Source organism: Terriglobus albidus (assembly GCF_025685425.1).
Taxonomy (GTDB): Bacteria; Acidobacteriota; Terriglobia; order Terriglobales; family Acidobacteriaceae; genus Terriglobus; species Terriglobus albidus.
The window spans coordinates 939,068-958,181 of sequence record NZ_JAGTAS010000058.1; the positions used below are offsets into that span (position 1 = coordinate 939,068).

Annotated in this window: 16 protein-coding genes and 1 tRNA gene; 8 read left to right on the forward strand and 9 right to left on the reverse strand. The window is 57.0% G+C overall.

Annotation, left to right across the window (positions count from 1 at the left end):
- Positions 1-86 precede the first annotated feature (86 nt).
- The gene (rpsI, locus tag OHL21_RS23000) at positions 87-482 is read right to left on the reverse strand and encodes a 30S ribosomal protein S9 (RefSeq protein WP_147646926.1); all 396 of its coding nucleotides are present in this window, start codon (positions 480-482) and stop codon (positions 87-89) included.
- 22 nt (positions 483-504) lie between these two features.
- Positions 505-939 (reverse strand): 50S ribosomal protein L13, encoded by a 435-nt coding sequence (gene rplM / locus OHL21_RS23005; protein WP_263419644.1) that lies wholly within the window; start codon positions 937-939, stop codon positions 505-507.
- Positions 940-1,358: 419 nt separating this feature from the next.
- On the opposite strand from rplM, the gene OHL21_RS23010 reads away from it, so the two are divergent.
- From OHL21_RS23010 to OHL21_RS23040, 7 genes are all read left to right on the forward strand, one after another.
- On the forward strand, positions 1,359-2,243 hold the full coding sequence (locus OHL21_RS23010) for an energy transducer TonB (protein WP_263419645.1): 885 nt from the start codon (positions 1,359-1,361) through the stop codon (positions 2,241-2,243).
- 326 nt (positions 2,244-2,569) lie between these two features.
- Positions 2,570-3,721: a glycosyltransferase family 2 protein gene (locus tag OHL21_RS23015; RefSeq protein WP_263419646.1), complete on the forward strand. Its 1,152-nt coding sequence runs from the start codon at positions 2,570-2,572 to the stop codon at positions 3,719-3,721.
- Positions 3,722-3,845: 124 nt separating this feature from the next.
- The gene (locus tag OHL21_RS23020) at positions 3,846-5,264 is read left to right on the forward strand and encodes an ArnT family glycosyltransferase (RefSeq protein ID WP_263419647.1); all 1,419 of its coding nucleotides are present in this window, start codon (positions 3,846-3,848) and stop codon (positions 5,262-5,264) included.
- 12 nt (positions 5,265-5,276) lie between these two features.
- Positions 5,277-5,606, forward strand: a complete 330-nt coding sequence (locus tag OHL21_RS23025) for a DMT family transporter (protein WP_263419648.1) — start codon at positions 5,277-5,279, stop codon at positions 5,604-5,606.
- A 97-nt stretch (positions 5,607-5,703) separates the two neighbouring features.
- The gene (gene hemE, locus OHL21_RS23030; RefSeq protein WP_263419649.1) at positions 5,704-6,744 is read left to right on the forward strand and encodes a uroporphyrinogen decarboxylase; all 1,041 of its coding nucleotides are present in this window, start codon (positions 5,704-5,706) and stop codon (positions 6,742-6,744) included.
- A 25-nt stretch (positions 6,745-6,769) separates the two neighbouring features.
- Positions 6,770-7,705, forward strand: a complete 936-nt coding sequence (gene hemH / locus OHL21_RS23035) for a ferrochelatase (protein ID WP_263419650.1) — start codon at positions 6,770-6,772, stop codon at positions 7,703-7,705.
- A gap of 37 nt (positions 7,706-7,742) precedes the next feature.
- Positions 7,743-8,057, forward strand: coding sequence for a hypothetical protein (locus OHL21_RS23040; protein WP_263419651.1), 315 nt, complete (start codon positions 7,743-7,745; stop codon positions 8,055-8,057).
- A 14-nt stretch (positions 8,058-8,071) separates the two neighbouring features.
- Here OHL21_RS23040 and OHL21_RS23045 read toward each other — a convergent pair whose 3' ends face one another.
- Positions 8,072-8,344 carry a ubiquitin carboxyl-terminal hydrolase 14 gene (locus tag OHL21_RS23045; protein WP_263419652.1) on the reverse strand — a complete coding sequence of 91 codons (273 nt, stop codon included), beginning with the start codon at positions 8,342-8,344 and terminating at the stop codon, positions 8,072-8,074.
- Positions 8,345-8,538: 194 nt separating this feature from the next.
- Here OHL21_RS23045 and OHL21_RS23050 point away from each other — a divergent pair, with 194 nt between their 5' ends.
- Entirely contained in the window at positions 8,539-9,939 is a 1,401-nt protein-coding gene (locus OHL21_RS23050; protein ID WP_263419653.1) for a TolC family protein, read from the forward strand.
- A 297-nt stretch (positions 9,940-10,236) separates the two neighbouring features.
- Here OHL21_RS23050 and OHL21_RS23055 read toward each other — a convergent pair whose 3' ends face one another.
- From OHL21_RS23055 to OHL21_RS23080, 6 genes are all read right to left on the reverse strand, one after another.
- Positions 10,237-13,725, reverse strand: coding sequence for a hypothetical protein (locus tag OHL21_RS23055; RefSeq protein ID WP_263419654.1), 3,489 nt, complete (start codon positions 13,723-13,725; stop codon positions 10,237-10,239).
- Between the two features lie 1,681 nt (positions 13,726-15,406).
- Positions 15,407-15,483: transfer RNA gene (locus OHL21_RS23060), tRNA-Arg, on the reverse strand.
- A 103-nt stretch (positions 15,484-15,586) separates the two neighbouring features.
- Positions 15,587-16,465 carry a TIM barrel protein gene (locus OHL21_RS23065; protein WP_263419655.1) on the reverse strand — a complete coding sequence of 293 codons (879 nt, stop codon included), beginning with the start codon at positions 16,463-16,465 and terminating at the stop codon, positions 15,587-15,589.
- Between the two features lie 315 nt (positions 16,466-16,780).
- Positions 16,781-17,371: a hypothetical protein gene (locus OHL21_RS23070; protein WP_263419656.1), complete on the reverse strand. Its 591-nt coding sequence runs from the start codon at positions 17,369-17,371 to the stop codon at positions 16,781-16,783.
- Positions 17,361-18,362, reverse strand: a complete 1,002-nt coding sequence (locus OHL21_RS23075; protein WP_263419657.1) for a YheT family hydrolase — start codon at positions 18,360-18,362, stop codon at positions 17,361-17,363. Before OHL21_RS23075 ends, OHL21_RS23070 begins: the two co-directional genes overlap by 11 nt.
- Positions 18,359-19,102, reverse strand: a complete 744-nt coding sequence (locus OHL21_RS23080; protein ID WP_263419658.1) for a DUF72 domain-containing protein — start codon at positions 19,100-19,102, stop codon at positions 18,359-18,361. The genes OHL21_RS23075 and OHL21_RS23080 overlap by 4 nt, the downstream gene beginning before the upstream one ends.
- Positions 19,103-19,114: the final 12 nt, after the last annotated feature.

A 19,114-nucleotide genomic window follows, 5' to 3' on the forward strand; every position in this document is an offset into this window, starting at 1 on the left:
TCCCGTTCGTGGGAAATTTAACTACTTGGCCGGCGGCAGCCGAAGCCGCCGCCGGGTCGAACCAAACCAAAACCAGAAGCCAGCGATTAGCGCTTGCTGAACTGGAAGCGCTTGCGGGCGCCCTTCTGACCGTACTTCTTACGCTCCTTGGCGCGGGCGTCACGGGTCAGCAGGCCATCGGCCTTCAGGGTCTTACGCAGCTCGGGATTCACCTCGAGCAGAGCGCGGGCAATGCCCATCTTCACGGCATCGGCCTGAGCGGCAACACCACCGCCGGCAACCGTCGTCACCACGTCGAACTGCCCCTCGAGCTGAGCGGTCTGCAGGGTGCGCTTCGCCGAAGCGCGCTGCTGCTCCGTCACGAAGTAGACGTCACGGGGCTTGCCGTTAACCGTGAACTCGCCCGATCCCGGGCGCAGAAAAACACGCGCGATCGCCGACTTGCGACGACCCGTGCCATAGTACTGAACCAAATCCGCCATAATCCTCTCGAATCCCTTACCGTTATGCAGTCAGCTCAACAGCCTCAGGCTGCTGGGCCAGATGCGGATGCTTGTCTCCGCGGTAAACCTTCAGCTTGCTCGCCATCTGGCGGCCAAGCTTCGACTTCGGCAACATGCCCTTGATCGCCTCTTCGACGATCGCCTCGGGCTTGCGCGCCAGCAGCTTGTCGAAGGCTTCCTCGCGCAGACCGCCGGGGAACCCGGTGTAGCGGCGATAGATCTTCTGCTGGCTCTTCAGACCGGTCAGCTTGATCTTCTCCGCGTTGATCACGATGACGTGATCGCCCGTATCGATGTACGGGGTGTACTTGGGGCTGTTCTTGCCGGTAAGAATGTTCGCCGCGCTGCTGGCAAGACGTCCAAGGGTCTTGTCGGTCGCGTCCACCACGAACCACTTACGATTGATGTCCTTTGCGCCGGGCACAAACGTCGACATTGCTGCTTCTCCTGAAACCAAAATCCTTCGAAAAACGACTAAATCTCGCTTCCACACGGCCAAAACGGGGCAAGGAAGATGCGCCCGGACCTGCCAGGTGGACTTGCGCTCAATGCAGTGGGTGCTTTCGGGGTCCTTGTCCGTCAAGCGGACGCTACCAGGAGTCGGGCCTCATCGCCGATCGAACGGCTTTTTACCCATTCACTCCAGGCTGCCCCAGGTGGATCCACGGCGGAGTTCCCTCGTCAAAAAGACGCAGAACTGCGCGAGCTTTAACAGTAGCTCACTTTCAGGGAGGAGTCAACGGAGGTACTCCCTCACAGAGCCAACTCCAGTCTAGCCTGAAAAACTGATTCGAACCGCCGCTCTCGCGCTCGCGAGCATTGTTCCGCCCATCACTATCCGGTACCCTTGCCCCCATGCGGCGCTTTTTCTCCCTTTCTACTGCCCTGCTTGCCTTGTTCTGCCTGGCGATCTTTGCCCAAGGCCAGTCCACCGAGGCCGCCCTCGGAAAGCGCCTCATCGGCCGGCAGTTCCTGCTGCGCGGCTGCTGGCAGGGCGCGAACCTCTGGTTCACCGCTGACGGTCGCCCGCTGAACGACTATCCGGAGCTGCCTTTCACCCTCGCCGGAGTCAAAATCGACCACATCAAGCTGCTCAAAAACGGTCTCCAGATCGAAGCACATCGTATGGGACTGGAGATCGACGCCAAGGCCCGCGGAGCGGTCCGCTGGGTGCCTATCACCCTGGCCGACGGCCCCGTGGATCGCACCGGAGCCGAGCCTCTCCAGTTCCACATCAGTCCGCCGGTCTCCGGTGACTACACGGCCGCCCTGGACGCTATCTTCGCCGACAGCGTCAATGAGCTGGCTCCCCGCCTGCCTGCCTACTGGCAGACGGCCGCCACCCAGTTCTTCGGCCAGAACGAGGCCCCGCTACCTGAGGCCTTCCGCCTACACGGCCCTGACCTGAAGCACTATGCCTCCCTGGGTACCTTCTCCGGGCAGGACCCGGCGCAGGCCGCCTCCGGCAACACCGCTCAGCCAACCCTGCTCTCCGGCGCCAACCCGGACTTCACGCCCGCCGCCCGGCGATTGAGATACGCTGCCGTCGTCATCGTCCGGTTCACCGTCAATGCCGACGGCTCCGTCAGCAAACCGCAGATCGCCCAGCCCGCAGGCCTTGGCCTGGACGAAGCTGCTGTGGCCGCGGTGCTCCAATACCGCTTTCGGCCCGCTTCTGTTAGTGGCACGCCTCAGCCCGTGGAAATCGGCACTGCAATCCGGTTCGCACTAGGGAATTGAAAAATTGAATGATTGAAGAATGGAATGAGTTCTGTCTAGACGGCCGACCGACCTCGGACCTGGGTGCCCTATCCATCGCAACGCGGTGGGTGGGATGTATGCCTCGAAACAGCTTCTAAAACGCCGAAGACAGGGTTCCTGGCCAACTTGTTTGCTGGAGCGACGAAGCGAAGGACCCGCTTTCTATTAGCCATTCTGCTTCCCTCCTCATCCCACTGCAAACGACAAATGCGGCGTGGCGTGTAATCAATTCCGTTTGCTCCGCAACAAAAACAGGTACAGCGGGTCACGCACTCTAAAGCGCGAATCCTGCCAGGACCTGAAGCATGAGCGATTTTGCTGTCCAACTCGATTTGCAACATGCCTCAGGCACTGTTGAACTTGCGGTGATTCTGCCGACCTACAACGAGCGCGCCAACATTATCGAAGCGATCCGCCGGACGCAGACAGTCCTGGGAAACCTGCCGCACGAGATCATCGTCGTGGATGATGATTCTCCGGACGGCACCGCAGACGTGGTTCGCCGGCTTGCCCGTCAGGATAGCCGCATCCGCCTTATCCATCGCATCGGCCGCCGTGGTCTCTCTTCGGCCGTGATCGAAGGCATGATGGCCTCCACCGCGCCGATGCTCGCGGTGATGGACGCGGACATGCAACACGATGAGACAGCCCTTCCCCGCATGATCGAGAAGATGCAGCGTGAGCATCTTGACCTGGTGATCGGAACACGCAATGCCCACGGCGGCAGCATGGGAAACTTTGCACGGATCCGTGTCCGCATCAGCCAGCTCAGCGCGCAGCTTTCGCGTTCCGTCTGCCAATGCGAAGTCTCCGATCCGATGAGCGGCTTCTTTCTGGTGCGTGACGACTTCTTCCGCTCCGCCGCTCCCCGTTTGCAGACCGGCGGCTTCAAGATTCTGCTCGATCTGCTGGCATCCAGCGATCGCAAGCCGCGCATCGGCGAAATTGGATATCGCTTCCGTACACGCATGCATGGCCAATCCAAACTATCGTTCCATGTCGGCGTCGAGTACCTTTTCCTCATCGTGAACAAGCTCACAGGCGGACATCTCTGCCCCCGCTTCACGCTCTTCGCGCTCACAGGCGCCAGCGGCCTTTTGGTCCACTTCGCTGTTCTGGCAGCCATGTACCTCGGCCTCCACGCGAGCTTTTTCGATTCGCAAGCCGCCGCTGCCTTTGCAGCCATGAGCACTAACTTCGCCGTCAATAATGCGCTGCAGCAAAGCCGCCTGCGCGGCCGCCGCGCCTGGACCGGTTATCTCCGCTTCCTTATGCTCTGCGGTCTTGGAGCTATCTTCTCTGTCTCCTACGCCAATCGCCTTCATCTCACACACACATCATGGGCGTTAGCCGCGCTCGCCGGCATCGCCATCGGTTCCGTATGGAACTACGCCATGACTCAGATATTTACGTGGGAGACGCCATCAACCCGGCGCGCGGTGAGCCTCTCCAGCTAGGGCATTCTCCTAAAGGAGTTATGCGGAGTGAGGCTGTTTTGCGCCGTTTTCCGCCGAAGAAAACGGCATTCACAGATTTATCCAAAGTTACAGCATTAGGAGAATTGCCTTAGACTCCGTAAGGATGCAGCGCTCTCATAAGCAGCTTCTCGCAGCAGCTCTGGTTGCCGCTTACACCGCTTTTGTTCCGGTGATGCGCTCCGGTATGCGCCTTGAAGTCGGCTACAACGAGGGTTGGAATCTCTATAACGCTCACACCGTTCTACTGCACCAGCCGCTCTATACCGAACGCTTCGGATGGCACGCGGTCAACTATCCCGCGCTGTCGTTCTATATCTCCGCGTGGCTCTCGCACCTGACCGGCGATCTGCTCTATACCGGCCGTGCGCTGTCTATCGTCGGCCTGCTCTGCTCCGCGCTGCTTCTGGGAGCGATGGTGAGGCATCTCGCAGGATCGCGTTATGCCGCCACTTTCACCGCACTGCTTGCCGTCAGCGTCGTCTGTGCCTCCGCCCCCAGCTATATCGGACAATACGATCCTCAGCTCTTTGCCACGCCGTTCTTTCTCGCGGCGCTCTATCTCTATCTGCGTTTCCGCGAACGTCCAGTGGCGATTGTCTTGATGGCGCTGCTCTTCGTCTTCGCCGGAAATATCAAGCACAATCTCATCGACATCCCTCTGGCGGTAACACTGGATCTTCTGCTCTCACGCCGCTGGCGAGGGCTAGCTCTCTTTCTCGGTACAGCGATACCGGCCGCTGTGTTTTCGCTGTGGATCAACCAGCATGTCGCCGGCCCTGCATTTCTCACCAACCTGCTCGCGGGTCGCGGATATTCCCTGCATCACGCCTTCGATAACGGCATCGGCACGCTTGGGCCGCTGATTCCTCTGCTCGTTCTTGCCGGCATCACGGCATGGCGATCGCGGCGATACCCTGCACTCCGCATCACCGGAATCTGGCTTGCATGTGCCTTTGTCCTGAATCTCTTCTTTGCCGGCGGAGTCGGTGTTGCCACCAACTCCCTCTTCGACACGCTTCTAGCCATGGTGTTGTTGGTTGGCATCTTCCTCGATGAGGTACGCGAGGCAGCGCCGCCATTGACTCATCTGCCGCTGGTCATTGCCTTATGGCCGATGCTGCCGCTCTTCATCAACAACGAGACCAGCCTTCCGTTTCGAGATCTTCGGCGCCTGCGACAACAGCAACAAACGTATCGTGAGTCGCTTGCTATCTTGCAACAGACTTCCGGCCCAGCCATCTGCGAGTCTCTGCTGCTCTGCGCCGAAGCCGGCAAGCCCTATCTCTACGACCCGTTCAACGCGACCCGCTTCATTCAGTTGGGCAAACTCGATCCGTCGCCGCTTTACAGACAGCTCGCAAACCAGCAATTCGCTGCCGTGCAATTGAACAAGTCGATCGATCTCACCAAAGCTGATACCGACGCCAACCGTTTCATGCCAGAGATGCTTGAGATCGTTCGCAAGCACTACACACCTGTCCTGCAACGCGACGGCATCCTGATCCTGGTTCCGCTTCGCTAGAATCGAAACGCGATGCGATTCTCATGGCTGGCCGGGGCAATCCTGGCTGAAGTCTGCGCCACCTCCGCTCTCAAGCAGGCCAATGGCTTTACTCGCCTGCTTCCGTCCCTCGTGGTCGTTATAGGCTATGGCGTCGCCTTCTACTGTCTTTCCCAGACGCTCAAGACCATTCCCGTCGGTCTCGCCTATGCGATCTGGTCCGGTGTCGGCACAGTTCTCATCGCTCTGGTTGGATGGCTCTTCTACCACCAGAAACTCGACCTCGCCGCCATTCTCGGCATGGCGCTCATCGTCAGCGGCGTTCTGGTACTGAACCTCTTCTCCAGCACGGTTGGCCACTAATTCGTAGCCCCGATCTACGTTATTGGCGACCTATTCAACCATTCAACGATTCCAACGTTCAACCCTTGGCTTCGCTTCCACGTAGAATCGAAACTGCATGTCCAGCCGTTTTGTAAGAGCCTGCCTCCGACAGTCCGTTGATCGCACACCCGTCTGGTTCCTTCGCCAAGCCGGCCGGTATATGCCGGAGTACATGGCCGTACGCAAGCATCACTCGTTGCTCGAGATCTGCCGCACCCCGGAGATCGCTGCCGAGGTCACCATTACCGCCGCCGAGCGTCTGGGCGTCGATGCCGCCATCATCTTCGCCGACCTGCTGCTGCCGCTCACGCCCATGGGCCTGGACTTCGAGTTCGTCAACGGCGAAGGTCCGGTCGTACACACGCCCATCCGCTCCGCCGATCAGATCGCAGCCCTTCGCACTGACCGCGCCGAAGAGCTCCAGTACGTTGCCCGCGCCATCGAGAAGGTCTCTGCTCACTTTGCCGCACCACGTCCAGACGGCGATGAGCTTGGCATCATTGGCTTCATCGGCGCTCCCTTCACTCTTGCCAGCTACATGATCGAAGGCGGCGGCTCCCGCAATTACATTGAGGCCAAAAAGCTGATGTACGGCGACCGCGCCGCATGGAACCTGCTGATGGACAAGCTGGTCACCATCCTGATCCCCTATGCGAAACAGCAGGTAGAAGCCGGCGCCGACGTCATCCAGATCTTCGACTCCTGGGCAGGAGCACTCTCCGTCTCCGACTACCGCGAGTACGTGCTTCCAGCCACCACCCGTCTGGTACAGGCCGTTCAGGCAATGGGCGTCCCTGTCATCTATTTCGGTGTCGACTCAGCCTCGCTGCTGCCGCATATGAAGCAGACGGGCGCCGATGTCCTCGGTCTCGATTGGCGCATTCCCGTCGACGAAGCCCGCACCCTCTTAGGCAGCAACGTTGCTGTGCAGGGAAACCTCGATCCCATCACGCTCTTCGCGCCGCAGGATGTGCTTAAGCAGCGCACTGAGGAGATCCTTCGCAGCAATGCCGGACAACCCGGCCACATCTTCAACCTCGGACACGGCATCGTTCCCGGCACACCGGTTGAAAACGTCATCGCCGTCGCCGAATGGGTCAAACAGTTCCAGATCTAAATCATGACCCACTAAAATAGAAGCGATGCACGCGATTCTTCTGCTCGCTCACGGCACGCCGGATACTCTCGGCGAGATGAAAGCCTACCTCGACCTCGTAACCTCCGGCCGCGGTGTTCCCGATCACGTCGTCGAAGAGCTGCAGCATCGCTACGCAGAGATCGGCCTTCGGGAGAAGCCCGGCCCTGAGCCGCCGCATCTCACCCGCTGGACCATGAAGCAGGCAGATCTGCTCCGCGCAAAGATCAGTGAACCTGTCTACGTGGCGATGCGCAACTGGAAGCCGCTGATTGCTCCCGTCATCGAGCAGATGAAGGTTGACGGCGTCACTTCGGCACGTGTTCTCTGCCTGGCCCCGCAGAACTCACGCACCTCGATCGGTCTATATAAACGCGATCTAGTGAAAGCCCTGGGCGAGAATCCCGCCATCCAGATTGATTTTGTCGAAGGCTGGCACAGTCACCCGAAACTGATAGAGGCTTTCGCCGACCGTCTGTTGCATACACGCGTTCCTCACGTGCCCATCGACACGAACGGGAAGCGGGCGGTCCTGTTTACCGCACACTCCGTTCCCTCTCGCACAGTGCAGGGCGATAACCCGGATCCGTATGCCGATGAGGCAAAAGACACAGCCGCTCTGGTCGCACAGAAAGCCGGAATCGGCGACTGGTACTTCGCTTTTCAATCACAGGGCGTCAGCGGAGGCCCATGGCTTGGGCCCACGGTGGAAGACTCGCTGCGCTCGCTGAAAGATCGCGGTTATGAGGAGGTTGTGCTGCACCCCATCGGCTTCGTCTGCGACCATGTCGAGGTCCTGTACGACATTGACATCAATTTCCAGCAGTTCGCCAAAGAGATCGGCATTACACTGTCGCGCCCTGAGTCGTTGAACGACCATCCGCTGCTGATCGAAGCGCTCGCCGAGCTAGCTGGTTCCCGCCGCCAGGCGCCTTGCAGTTAGGGGACGGCCTGAGCCGTCCCGTACTACAATCCTCTGCATGGCGAAGTCGAAGGTTGAACAGGGGTTTGAAGTGTTGTGTCCGGACTGTGGTGCGATCCTGAAGATCGATCCCGTCACGCAGCAGATCATCAGCCACACCTCGGCGCCAAAGAAACGCACCTTTGAGAGCCTTTCCCAAGCCTCGGCCGCGCTGAAAGAGCAGGACGACCGCCGGGATTCGCTCTTCCGCCAGTCAGTGGAAGCAGAGAAGAACAAGGAAGATCTTCTCGCCAAAAAGTTCGCTGAGGCGGTGAAGAAGGCCAAAGAGACTCCACTGACGGAGAAACCTCTGCGGGACTTCGACCTGGACTAATTTCGCTGACCGCCTTACTGCGGCAGCTCTTCAACAACTTCATCCACAAAGCACCATGCCCAGCTCTCGCCGGGTTCGACCGAGCGCATGATGGGATGCTTGGTGTCATGAAAGTGCTTGGTGGCGTGCTTGTTCGGCGAGGAATCACAGCAGCCTACATGTCCGCAGACCAGGCACATTCTCAGGTGCACCCAGGAGCTGCCCATCTTCAGGCACTCTTCACAGCCCTTGGCAGAAGGCGTTACCGGATGCAGGTGCGCGAAGTGTTTGCAGGCATGCTGAGCCACAGGGAGTCTCCTTTAGGGACATGGCAGGTGCGAAGAAAAGCTCTCAGACCTGCTTGCCTGTGGGTATTCTTTCACGTGAGAAGTGGGCCGGTGAACACTTTTAGAGTCAATCTTTTGGCATGACGAATCTGTACCATGGAGCATTTCCCTGCAGGTGTAGAGTAGGGTTTACGCATCTATGGGCGTTTTCCGCAATGAAAACGCCGCTGCGCTCCTTTTTTGGGATACCCAGCAACAGGGAAGATGCTCTAAGTGATAAGTATCGAGGATTCCAAAAGAGTTTCCGCATGAAAGCCGTACGTTTTCTTCTTCGCCTCCTGCCTCTGCTATACGGATGCATGCTGCTTGCATCGGCGAGGCTTGAAGCCCAGCTCTCGTTCGCCTCTGCGATTGACCTGGCGCTTCGCAATAGCCCACGGGTAAAGATGGCCGAAGCGGATGCGGCGAAGGCAACCGCCGTTCTTTCGGAATCACGGGTTGTGTTCATCCCGGTATTGAATGCCGGCTCAGGACTGGGTTACTCCTACGGCTTTCCTGTCGGTCAACCGACCCTCTACAACTTCAACCTGCAATCCCTGATATTTGATCTCTCTCAGAAAAGCTACATCAACGCGGCGCGAATGGGGCTGGAGGCCGCCAACCTTGCCTTGGCGGATGCCCGTCAAGTCGTAGCAGAAGATACTGCCCGCACATGCGTTGTGCTGGACCATGACTTACAGCGACTTGAAGCCTTGAAACAGGAACAGGAATTTGCGACGCATCTCGTAGAGATTATGCATTTGCGTCTGGATGCGGGTCAGGACAGCCGGATCGAACTCATCAAATCACGCCTAACTCTGGCACAAATCACGCTTATCAAATTACATACGGAAGCAGACATCGCATTCCAGCGCACTCATCTCGCGAATCTGACGGGATTGCCTGCCGATGGGCTTTTCATTTTTCCCGGCAGCATCCCCTCGTTGCCGGCTCCAAAAACAACGAGCGATGGTGAGTATGCGCCGGCAATTCGGGCGTCGTACGTCAGCGCGCAGTCCAAATTCCAGGCCGCATTTGGCGATGCAAGAAAGCTATATCGCCCGCATGTCGCTTTTAACTTTCAGTATGACCGGTATGCGACTTTCAATAATTACCAGGATTACTACAAGCCCGGCTCTTTTCGGACGGATAACTTCACGGTAGGGACGGTGGTAGACCTCCCCGTCTTTCAGCCTCAGTTACGTGCCAAAGCCAGGGAATCGCTTGCCGACGCATCTCACGCGCAGTCTGACGCGGATCGAGTGAAGCTTGATTTCCTGGAAGGCCGCGCGAAGACAATCAACTCGCTCGCGGAGTTGAACGAAAAAAGCGAGATTGCCACGCTGGAGCGTGAGATTGCCGAACAACAGCTTGAGGCACTACGGATTCAGTTGAATGAGGGATCCGGCAATAGCAACGTTCCCCCCTCTCCAAAAGATGAGCAAAATGCACTTATTCAGGAACGCCAGAAGTATCTCGATCTTCTCGATGCCGACCGGCAGCTCCGTGAAGCGCAGATCATCGCGCTACGCCTGACGGGGCACCTGGAAGAGTGGCTGAAGAACGCCGACCGGTAGTCTGGTGTGGTGAGTCTGAAGTTCATAGCAATGTGTCATCCTGAACGTCCGGGTCCCAGGCGAATTTGTTCGCTGGGGTGATTAGTGAGAACCTGCTTTCTCAACGCTTCGAATCGCAAAAGCACTTCAATGATTTATGGCAATGAATTAATGACTCACCACACTAGCCCGGTTCACTGCTATGCATTTGCAAGCAATCCTGGACCTCTCGTGGGCATCTTGTGATAGTCATAGACCTCTAGTTACGCTGCAGGCCGCCTTTGGGGCGGCCTGCAGTCCATTACGAGCGGTTAGGGTCTACAGGCAGGAATATGCCCACGTATACGTTGTAGAAGCAGCAAGAGCTGAGGCGACACCAATCGTCCATGTGGTGGTACTTGGTGCCGTAGTGTAGATCGAAGATGCCATTGGAGCTGTCGTCGCATCCCGTGCCTGCAAATGGCAGCCGTTTGGAGTAAGGGTCAACGTCCCGCTGAACGTTATTGTTGCAAGAGTTCCGGTTGTCGTCCCCGCGCCAGTCGTGCAGGTAATGACGCCAGCCGTGTTTCCACCGGTGATCGTGGTGCAAGCAGGCGATGTTCCCGCAGCGGCGCCGGCAACCATCGTCGGTACTGCGCCGCCTGTGGTTAGCAGATTCGAGCCAAGGCCTTGAACTCCTGTAATCGGATTCGATGTATTGTTGAAGAATTCGATCGATGCCTGTTTGACGCCAAAGACAGCCGTGTTAGCTCCCCGCAGCAGAGCAAGATAGCCTCCATAACCAGAATCCGAATTGATATGGATCAAAGCTCCACCGCTGGGAGCTGCATTCACTGCGCTCGAACGAAACTCGAAGGCTCCGATTGTTCCTGTGTAGTTTGATGAAGAGCTCTGGATACGAATGGTGGAATTTGTAAATGAGAATGGTTGCAAGTTTACAGGCTGAAGAAAACTAAACTGTGCATTTGCAAAAGTTCCGGCGCATCCAGCTTGAAATCCCCAGCTCGTACTGGCTCCGATGTTAAGTGTGCAGTAATTAGCAATACTTCCATTGTCGAGAATTTTCCATTGCACACCATGACTGGTTCCAAAAATTGATCCCCGTTCGAGATATGCATCAGAATAGGTCCCAGTTCCTCCATCGAACACTCTGGCAGCGAATACCTGAAGAGGATCAAGAAGGCCCGTTGGCCCATTAACACGAATATTGCCGGTAGGAATCCAGGCTGCCGCTGAGTAGCCGGTGCCACTTTGACCAATGTCGTACATACATGTCGGCGTTGTGGCGTTTGAAAATGACTGCGTTTGCTGCACCACCGACGCTCCGGTATATCCAGACTTTCGAATCAGCGCCATCGAAGTGGCTCCGGGGATGGTGTTCGGCAAGCACACCTGGATATAGTTCGAACTGCTAAGAGTTGTCGGTCCGTTTGTGACAGTAAAATCAGGACTGCAGCCAAAGGGGTTCAGATTGAAATTATTGCCGGCACAGATCGCGTAGGTGGCCGAGGTTGATCCCGGATTTGGAACGTAAGAGGTCAGAGCGCCGATCGTCGTCGCGCGACTGAACAACACCCCATCTACACCAAAGGTCCCGGCACTCACCAAAAAACGATTGGCTGACGCGGAGTCTACATACAAGCCATGTCCCCCGCTTCTGAGGAAACCTAGTCCTGGCCGAGTCGCTGCCCCTTGACCTACATGGATTGTAGTTTGAGCCCGGCTCTCAAAAAGGTCCTGTGATGGGATGCCTCGATTTGCTTGAAAAAGACCGTTGAGATAGGCCTGTCCTGCTCCGTCTACATGAACTGAGTCGGTAGAGGTAAAGGCCCGGCGGTTAGCGAATTCCTGACCTGAAGAATTTGGGTAATTTATATCCACGTAGTAGGCATTTCCGCCACCACGATTGATTTGCTCGATCGCATTCATTGCATCACGGTCCACGTCTCTACCAGCCGATGGATCAGTAATGAATCCATTCGTGTAACTACTGATCCATTCAATGTCAGGTGTGTAGGCATTGCAGACGGACGAAGTTGTATTCCACCAATTGCCTGCGGCTTCACATGCACTCTGAGTGCTGATTGAGGACACCTTGTTAGACTGCAGGTTTATACCGCGCGTATTCCACTGCTGCACCCAATAGTTGATGGGGTGCCCGGCCATCTGCGGGTTGTCGAGGTATTCAATCAGAACCGTGTCCGGGGCAGGGATAGCTTGATAAAAACCGTTAAGATAACTACTGGGTGCGGCAAAATCATCATTGAGTCCGCTGCCACCAAACCCCAGGTCCTCATAGACAACTCCGGCGGTATTCGGATCGTACTCCTCCCAAGCAAAGACTTTCACGCTGCTGCCGGATTGATTGGTAATCCGTATGCGACCGAGACCGTCATGTTGCAACGTCACGGCCTGAATGGACATGTTCGATGTAAGGATGTTGCTGAAGGTCGGATTGACCGAACAAGTTCCTCCGCCAGTGCGGGCGATCGTGGTCGTGTAGGGATCGTAACTGCTGCCACCGGAGGTAACTTCAACCCACGAGACTCCACCAGAGGAATTGATGTGCCCAATGCCGGAGAATCCTGATCCCCCACCACCCGAGGCTCCAAGGGTAATGTCCGCCGTGCAAGTACCGCTGCCAGTTCCAGCAACTCCGATGGCTACAATCGAGCCAGTTGTCGCGCAAGAAGATGGCTGCGTCCAGGTCACAGGCTCTGAGAAGTAATTCTGGTTGTCGGGCGAGTAGCTGATATTGAAAGCTCCATGGCCGTCGCACAGGTAAAAGAGTTTGAACTGCGGCATCGGGCGGTACGTAGTATCCGATCCCAAAGTGGTCGCGACCATATAGACATCGAGTTGTCCGGTGGCTGAGGAACTTCCGATGGTGAGGGATGATCCATTGGGACTGGTTGGATCGGGGGTTCCATTTGGACTTATTACTGTCGTGCCAGAACGTACAGAGTTCAGTCCAAAAGCATCTTGGGTTAGGCCATAATACTGGTTATTATTCTGCGTCCCAGCATGGGCCGCCGTCGTCACCACCCCCGATACACCAACACCCAGACTCCTTTGCAGGATGGTCATCTGGTTTGCAAACTGGTTGACTGAATCCCCTGCAGACATAACGATCCATTGCGGCACGGCGGGGATTCCCATGTTAGCGAGATTCGCTCCGTTGCGCGCGAGCTCAATCATCTTAAGCTTCATCTCGGCTTCTTTGGGATGGTATTCAATACGCTCATAGCGGGGTTGAAAGAGAACATTGGCGCGAGCTGATCCAAAAGTTGCTCCCGAGCGTCCATCTGTTAATTGAGAAGTGCAGGTTGAGATCAGATAATTGACCGAGGTCGAGAGGGTGTCAGTCACCGTAGAATTTGCCGGAACATACACGTCCAGGTTAGGAGATGCAGCGCAGGCTGCTGTATAGGCTGCCTGGATTGTCGTGTAGGTAGCACCATCGGCAACGACCAAACCGAGGGAACTCGTGCCACTGCTGCCGCCTCCGGAGATCAGGTTGTAGTTTGCTCCATCGGAGACTGCAATCCCCGTCTGGCCGCTCGCGATGCAGGCAGCCGACCCTGTGGATCCCTTGACGCAAATTTGCTGTGCTCCGGAAGATGTGTTCTTCACGAAGACAGCACGGCCGGGAGACAGTGGAACAATAATGTTTCGCGTAGCCGTCAATGGCACAGAGCTCGTGACGATGAAGGTGCCACGATATGGCCCGTCACCGGATGGAACCGTACACGCGCCTGCAGGCGTCATGACATCGCAGTCCGCGTCGGTCATCACAAGCGATGACATGCCGTGGTCTGAGTCTGTAGTTGATGTAACTGTAGTGTGGGCGTTCAGGGAAACCTGAGCCCATGACGATATGGAGCAAAGCCCTATAGCTGTTATCAGGGCAAGGATAGATTTACGCATATTTCTCCTTGGTGCGTTGTGTCGTGAGGGTTGACTGCAACGTGTTCGCGCAGCAGTGCGGCAACCTCTGCAAACAGGGGCCGGCCGTTGATCTGCCTGCATGGGCGGATCAGGCACACGACGGCCTTCTAGCTGGCAATCGTGACCAACTTAGGAATCTGAGACGTTATGGGGTGATGGAATCGGGAATCTGAGCGCGCCCTCTTAGCACGCTCAAGCGGACCTCAATCATAAGGTCCGTGTTCACCAAGGCAGGGTGTACATCAAAGCTCGTTACAAACGCCTGCAGGAGGCGCTGTGAGGGGCAAAGGGCTTTCTCTTTCATTTGCTGTGTTGTACCCGTTTTTCGTGCTCTATTTCGGATTACAAAGACAAAGAAATGTGGCGATGGAGAGATCTCCACTGCCCATTTGTATTTTTGCGATGTCGGAAGTTTCCAGGCCAGCAGCCAAATGGTCAAGAGAAAGTTTCATAAGTCTTCGCGGGCCGAAAGCGAACACGAAGGTATTCACAAGAGTACGGGTCGTCAAGCCGAATACTGGCGGCGACTTCCAGGAGGCCCCGACGTCCACAAACGCCGTAAGCCATTCTCAACATAGGATGGTATTCGCCATACTGCAACGGCTTTATCGTTTTCTACTACTGCTACTAGTAGGCGTTGAACGTAGTGAAGAACTTGCTTCTTCAACGCTTCGGGTGGCAAAGCTCTTCACGATTTATTCACGAACTTTAGACTCAGGACACTAGATGCGGTCGCCAAAGCTACAAGAATGCGCAAAATTTTCATGCCGACCATCAGTAACTAGCACACTGGTGCCGCAGCTTTAGAGCGGCCCAGAATGAGGTAACCGTTGCGGCGATGAAGATAAGGCCTTCAAGGAGAAGGTATGAAAAGAAACTCCGCGAAGTGTTCCACGCTTATAAGCGGTGTAGGTGAGGGCGAGCGTCATTGCGGATTCCAGAAAACAAAAGACCGACACAACAAAAGCTATTATCGAGAGGGAAATCCCTCATGCCAATATCCCCATTCTTTTCGGATCGAAATACGAGACGATGGCCGGCTTCGACTTAGCATCCTCTGCGTCAGGCCACGTTTCACGCCTGTTAGGTCAATGTCTGCGCAGCGCCTTAACCAGTCCGGCGATGCCGAACGCCAAAGGCAATGCTCCGACGCCAAGGACAGGTAAATCCACTGCTTGTCGGCGCGCTAAAAAAAGCCCGCCATATGAAGCCACCAAACAGTAGGCAGAACGTCTAGATGAGGATGAAACCTAATCGCTGGATTGGGCTTTGGCTAGTTGGGCCAAACCAAGCATTCGAGAGAGCTTTCTGTTCGGATAGCACTTTCTTGATGGGATCGCGAGATGGCTTCTTCCGGTCGTGGTCTGAATGCATGATTAGGCTGAATGATGGAACGTAGCAAAGCCACCCAACGATAACGGATCTGTGCGAAGCCGGCCCCGCGTAACGCCCAACATCGTCGTGGCAGCAGGTGGCACAGGTAATCTCATACGGCGGCTTTGGTTTTCCGGAGGTCAGCGGAGGAGGGCGGAAGACTTTGTGGTAGGCGAGGCAGGGATCGAACCTGCAACCCCGAGCTTAGAAGGCTCGTGCTCTATCCAATTGAGCTACTCGCCCGCCTGCTTTGATTGTATGCGAGCAGGGTGTGCTTCCATACATGGGAATACAGAGAAACCCATCCATGCAGAGCGCAGGGGCGATGCATGGATGGGTTTCTGCGTTACGACTTCAGGGCAGCGATGGCTTCTTCCCGGGCGGTCTTCAGGGTTTTGACCCAGTCGCCGGTGGCACGGAACTCCATGCAGATGACGCGGTTGTACTTCAGCTCGGCCAGCTTACGGTAGACGTTGGTGTAGTTCACTTCGCCGGTGCCGGGCTCGTGGCGTCCTGGGACGTCGGCGATGTGCACCAGACCGACCAGGTCGATATTGCCGTCGAGCTTTTCGATCAGGTTACCGGCCTGCCGCTGCTCATGGTAGAAGTCGTACAACACCTTGATGCGCGGGCTGTTGACCTCGCGGCAGATGGCGAAGGCTTCGCTGACGCTGACCACAGCTTCTTCCTTGTGCTCCAGCAGGTCGATCGGCTCGAGCACGATCTCGATCTGATCCTTCTCAAGGAGGTCGGCAGCGTACTTCAGCGTATCGACGATAGCGGCGTGCTGCTGCTCCGGTGTCTGGCCGGGAACGCGCTTGAAGGCGGTATAGATGAACTGTTTGCAGCCCAGCTCTTTCGCGCCGGGGATGGCTTTGACCAGGTCATCGTGCAAAAAGGTGCGCTTGGTATGGTCAGCCAGAGAATTGCGGCCGGGCACGGCGGAGTCGACGCCGAGCTTGTACTTCTTCAGAGCGGCAAGATTGGTCTTCCACTCTTCCGGGGTCCACTTTTCGTACTCATTGCCGACTTCGACGGAGCTATAGCCGGCAGCAGCCACCATTTCGAGCTTCTGTTCGAAACTCAGCTTGTTGTCCAGCGTCCACAGCATGACGGAGAAGGTGTTGGAGGGGGCCGGGGCGGCGACGGCAGCTTCAAGGCCGCCGAGGAACGGCATTGCGGCCGCACTCAGGGAAAGCTTGTGGAAGTGACGACGATTCATCATGAGTCTGTGGTCTCCAGAGGTTTCAGCGCAGCGAAAAGCGTGGCTGGGTTTGCTAGAGAAGTATATCGGGGGAGTGCTGAAGGAATGTAGTGAAGATATCTCGCGAGGTGAGATTCAGTGATGCGCCCGCGGTGCCGCGTTTTGTTGAATAGTTGAATGGTTGAATGGGTTTGTCATCCCGCAGGGATCTGCTTTTTGGGCTCAGAATCACCTGACGCCCTGGGTAGAGAAGCAGATTTCTCCGCTGCGCTGCGAAATGAAAAATCGAAATTCGAGCGTACTTCGATATCCACGCGAGGAAATTGCGTGAGCGACTTACGGAATCGCGTCTTTGCTGCGCATCAGGACCACAACATCGCTCAACGCGTCTGCCCAGTGCAGATAGGCATCGTTCGCATCCTGTCCAACCGCCTTTACATAGAGAGAAACGGCATAGCCCTCCTGCACCATTCCGAAGTCGGTGACGGCGGGGCGCAGGATGAACTCCAGCTTGGCTGTGGGGTGCTCCAGCTTGCCGGCAAGCCGTGTCAGCCGGTCGAGCAGCGGTGTCAGTTTGTGCGGCGAGAGGAAGGCGTTACGTTCACGCCAGACCAGATCGATGTAGCTGGCGAAGCCCTCGGGCGCCTCCTCGGGTGATTCAATCAGCAACTCCATGCGCAAAGCATCGAGCTCGGCTTCGTCCATCTCCCAGGCATCGCACTTGGCCGTGTAGACAGGTGAACGGGAGACGTTCAGCGAACGCAGCGCGTGCAGCAGGGCAGCGTGCTCATCGGCCTCAGGAATCGAGTCCAGCGCATCGGGGTCTTCCCGCAGATCGACAAAGGCATGAGCCGAACCTTCGGCCTGCCAGGGAAGGACGAGTACCGGATCGTGCTGCCCGGTCTCGGTCGACCACTCAGCGAGCATGCGCCTCCTGTGGGATATGCACGTGCTGTTGCAGGAAGGCAAGTGCGGTGTGCTCGGCCCAGTAGCCATCGTAGTTCTCAACCGCATCGGCAAGGAAGGCGCAGTGGCCGCCGTGCGCCGTCTCGATAAAAGTGATCTTCGGATTTGCAGCCATGGCGGCGCGAGTCTCCGGTGTAATGCGGATGAAGGGGTCGTCGGCAGCGTGAAGAACCAGCGCCGGCAGGGCAATGCGATGAAGAACACGAGCTGCCGCGGCGCGATGGTAGTAGTCGTCTGCGCCGGTAAAGCCGCAGTAGGGCGTCATGACGCGCTCATCGAAGTCACGGATGGAGCGAACATTATTTACTCGTGAAGGATCGTAGATCTGTGGGAAGAGCTCACATTTCCGCTGATAGCGCGCCAGCAGGCCGCGGAGAAACTTCCACTCATAGACGCGGTTTCGGCCCTGGTGCAGGCGATCCGCAGAGGGACCGAGATCGACGGCGGGCGAGACGCCGACGGCCGATTGCAGCTCTGGCATGGAGCTGCCGAGCTCTCCGGCCAGCTTAAGTACGATGTTGCCACCCATCGAGTAACCAATCAGGCTGATGCGCTGCGCGCCATGGGTACGGATCGCCCAGCGCATGACCTCCAAGAGATCGATGGAGAGGCCGGAATGATAAAGCGTAGGTGTCAGGTGCTCCGTACCTCCGCAGTTGCGCATGTTCATGCGAATGACCGACCAGCCCGTGGCCCACAGCTTGGAGGCGTTGCCACGCATGTACTGCGAGTCGGAGGAGCCTTCCAGGCCATGCAGCAGGATGGCCAGCGGAGCATCGGGAGATGGCTGCCAGTTGCAGTGGCACAGGATCTGCGTCTCGGGCTCCGTCTGGATATAGATAGCCTCGGACGGAGGCAGGTGCGGATCGCGCTTCAGGAAGTTGCCGACCAGCGTCTGCAGATCGCCATGCCGCACCCAGCGACGCGGCTTGAAGTGCCTGCTGTGGCTCACTGGGACGCCGCCTGTTCCAGCAGTGAGGCGGCTGCCAACACTCCTGCGGGTTCATCTTCGTGCTTGAAATAGGCAAAGACATCGCGCGTCTGCGTCAGTTCGGCGAAGTGGGCCTTATAGCGCGGCAGATCATCCGTGGTGAAGTGTGCCGGGTTGCGCAGGCGGAAGAAGGTGAAATCCGACGCGGTATGCACCTCGGGTGTGACCAGATCTTCGCTCTCGGCGACGCAGAGCGCGGCATTATGGTTGCGCAGCGCTTCATAGGTCGCATCGGCAAACCAGCTCTCATGCCGGAACTCAAAGGCAACGCGATAGTCGCGCAAAGTGGGGAGATCGAGAAAAGCGTTGAGGCGATCGAGATCGGCCTTGAAGTTCGGAGGGAGCTGAAAGAGCAGCACGCCGAGCTTTTTTGCGGCATACGCATGTGCCAGCGAGCCGGTGAAGGCGTGGACCTGTGGACCACAGTCACGAAGACGCTTGATATGGGTGATGGTCTGCGGAGCTTTGAAGCTGAACCGGAAGTTCTCTGGCACAGCCGCAACCCACCCGGCGACCATGGCGTTGGTGGGTAACGCGCGGAAGGTATAGTTCACTTCCACGGAGTTGCAGCGGGTCGCATAGTACGGGAGGAACTGTTTTGCGGGCGTCTTGGCGGGATAGAAGCCTGGTTTCCAGGTGGGATAGGCCCAGCCCGAGCTACCTGTGTAAAGCGTATGCGGAAGAGTGGGCGATTCGCTCAAGACGCGCAACGA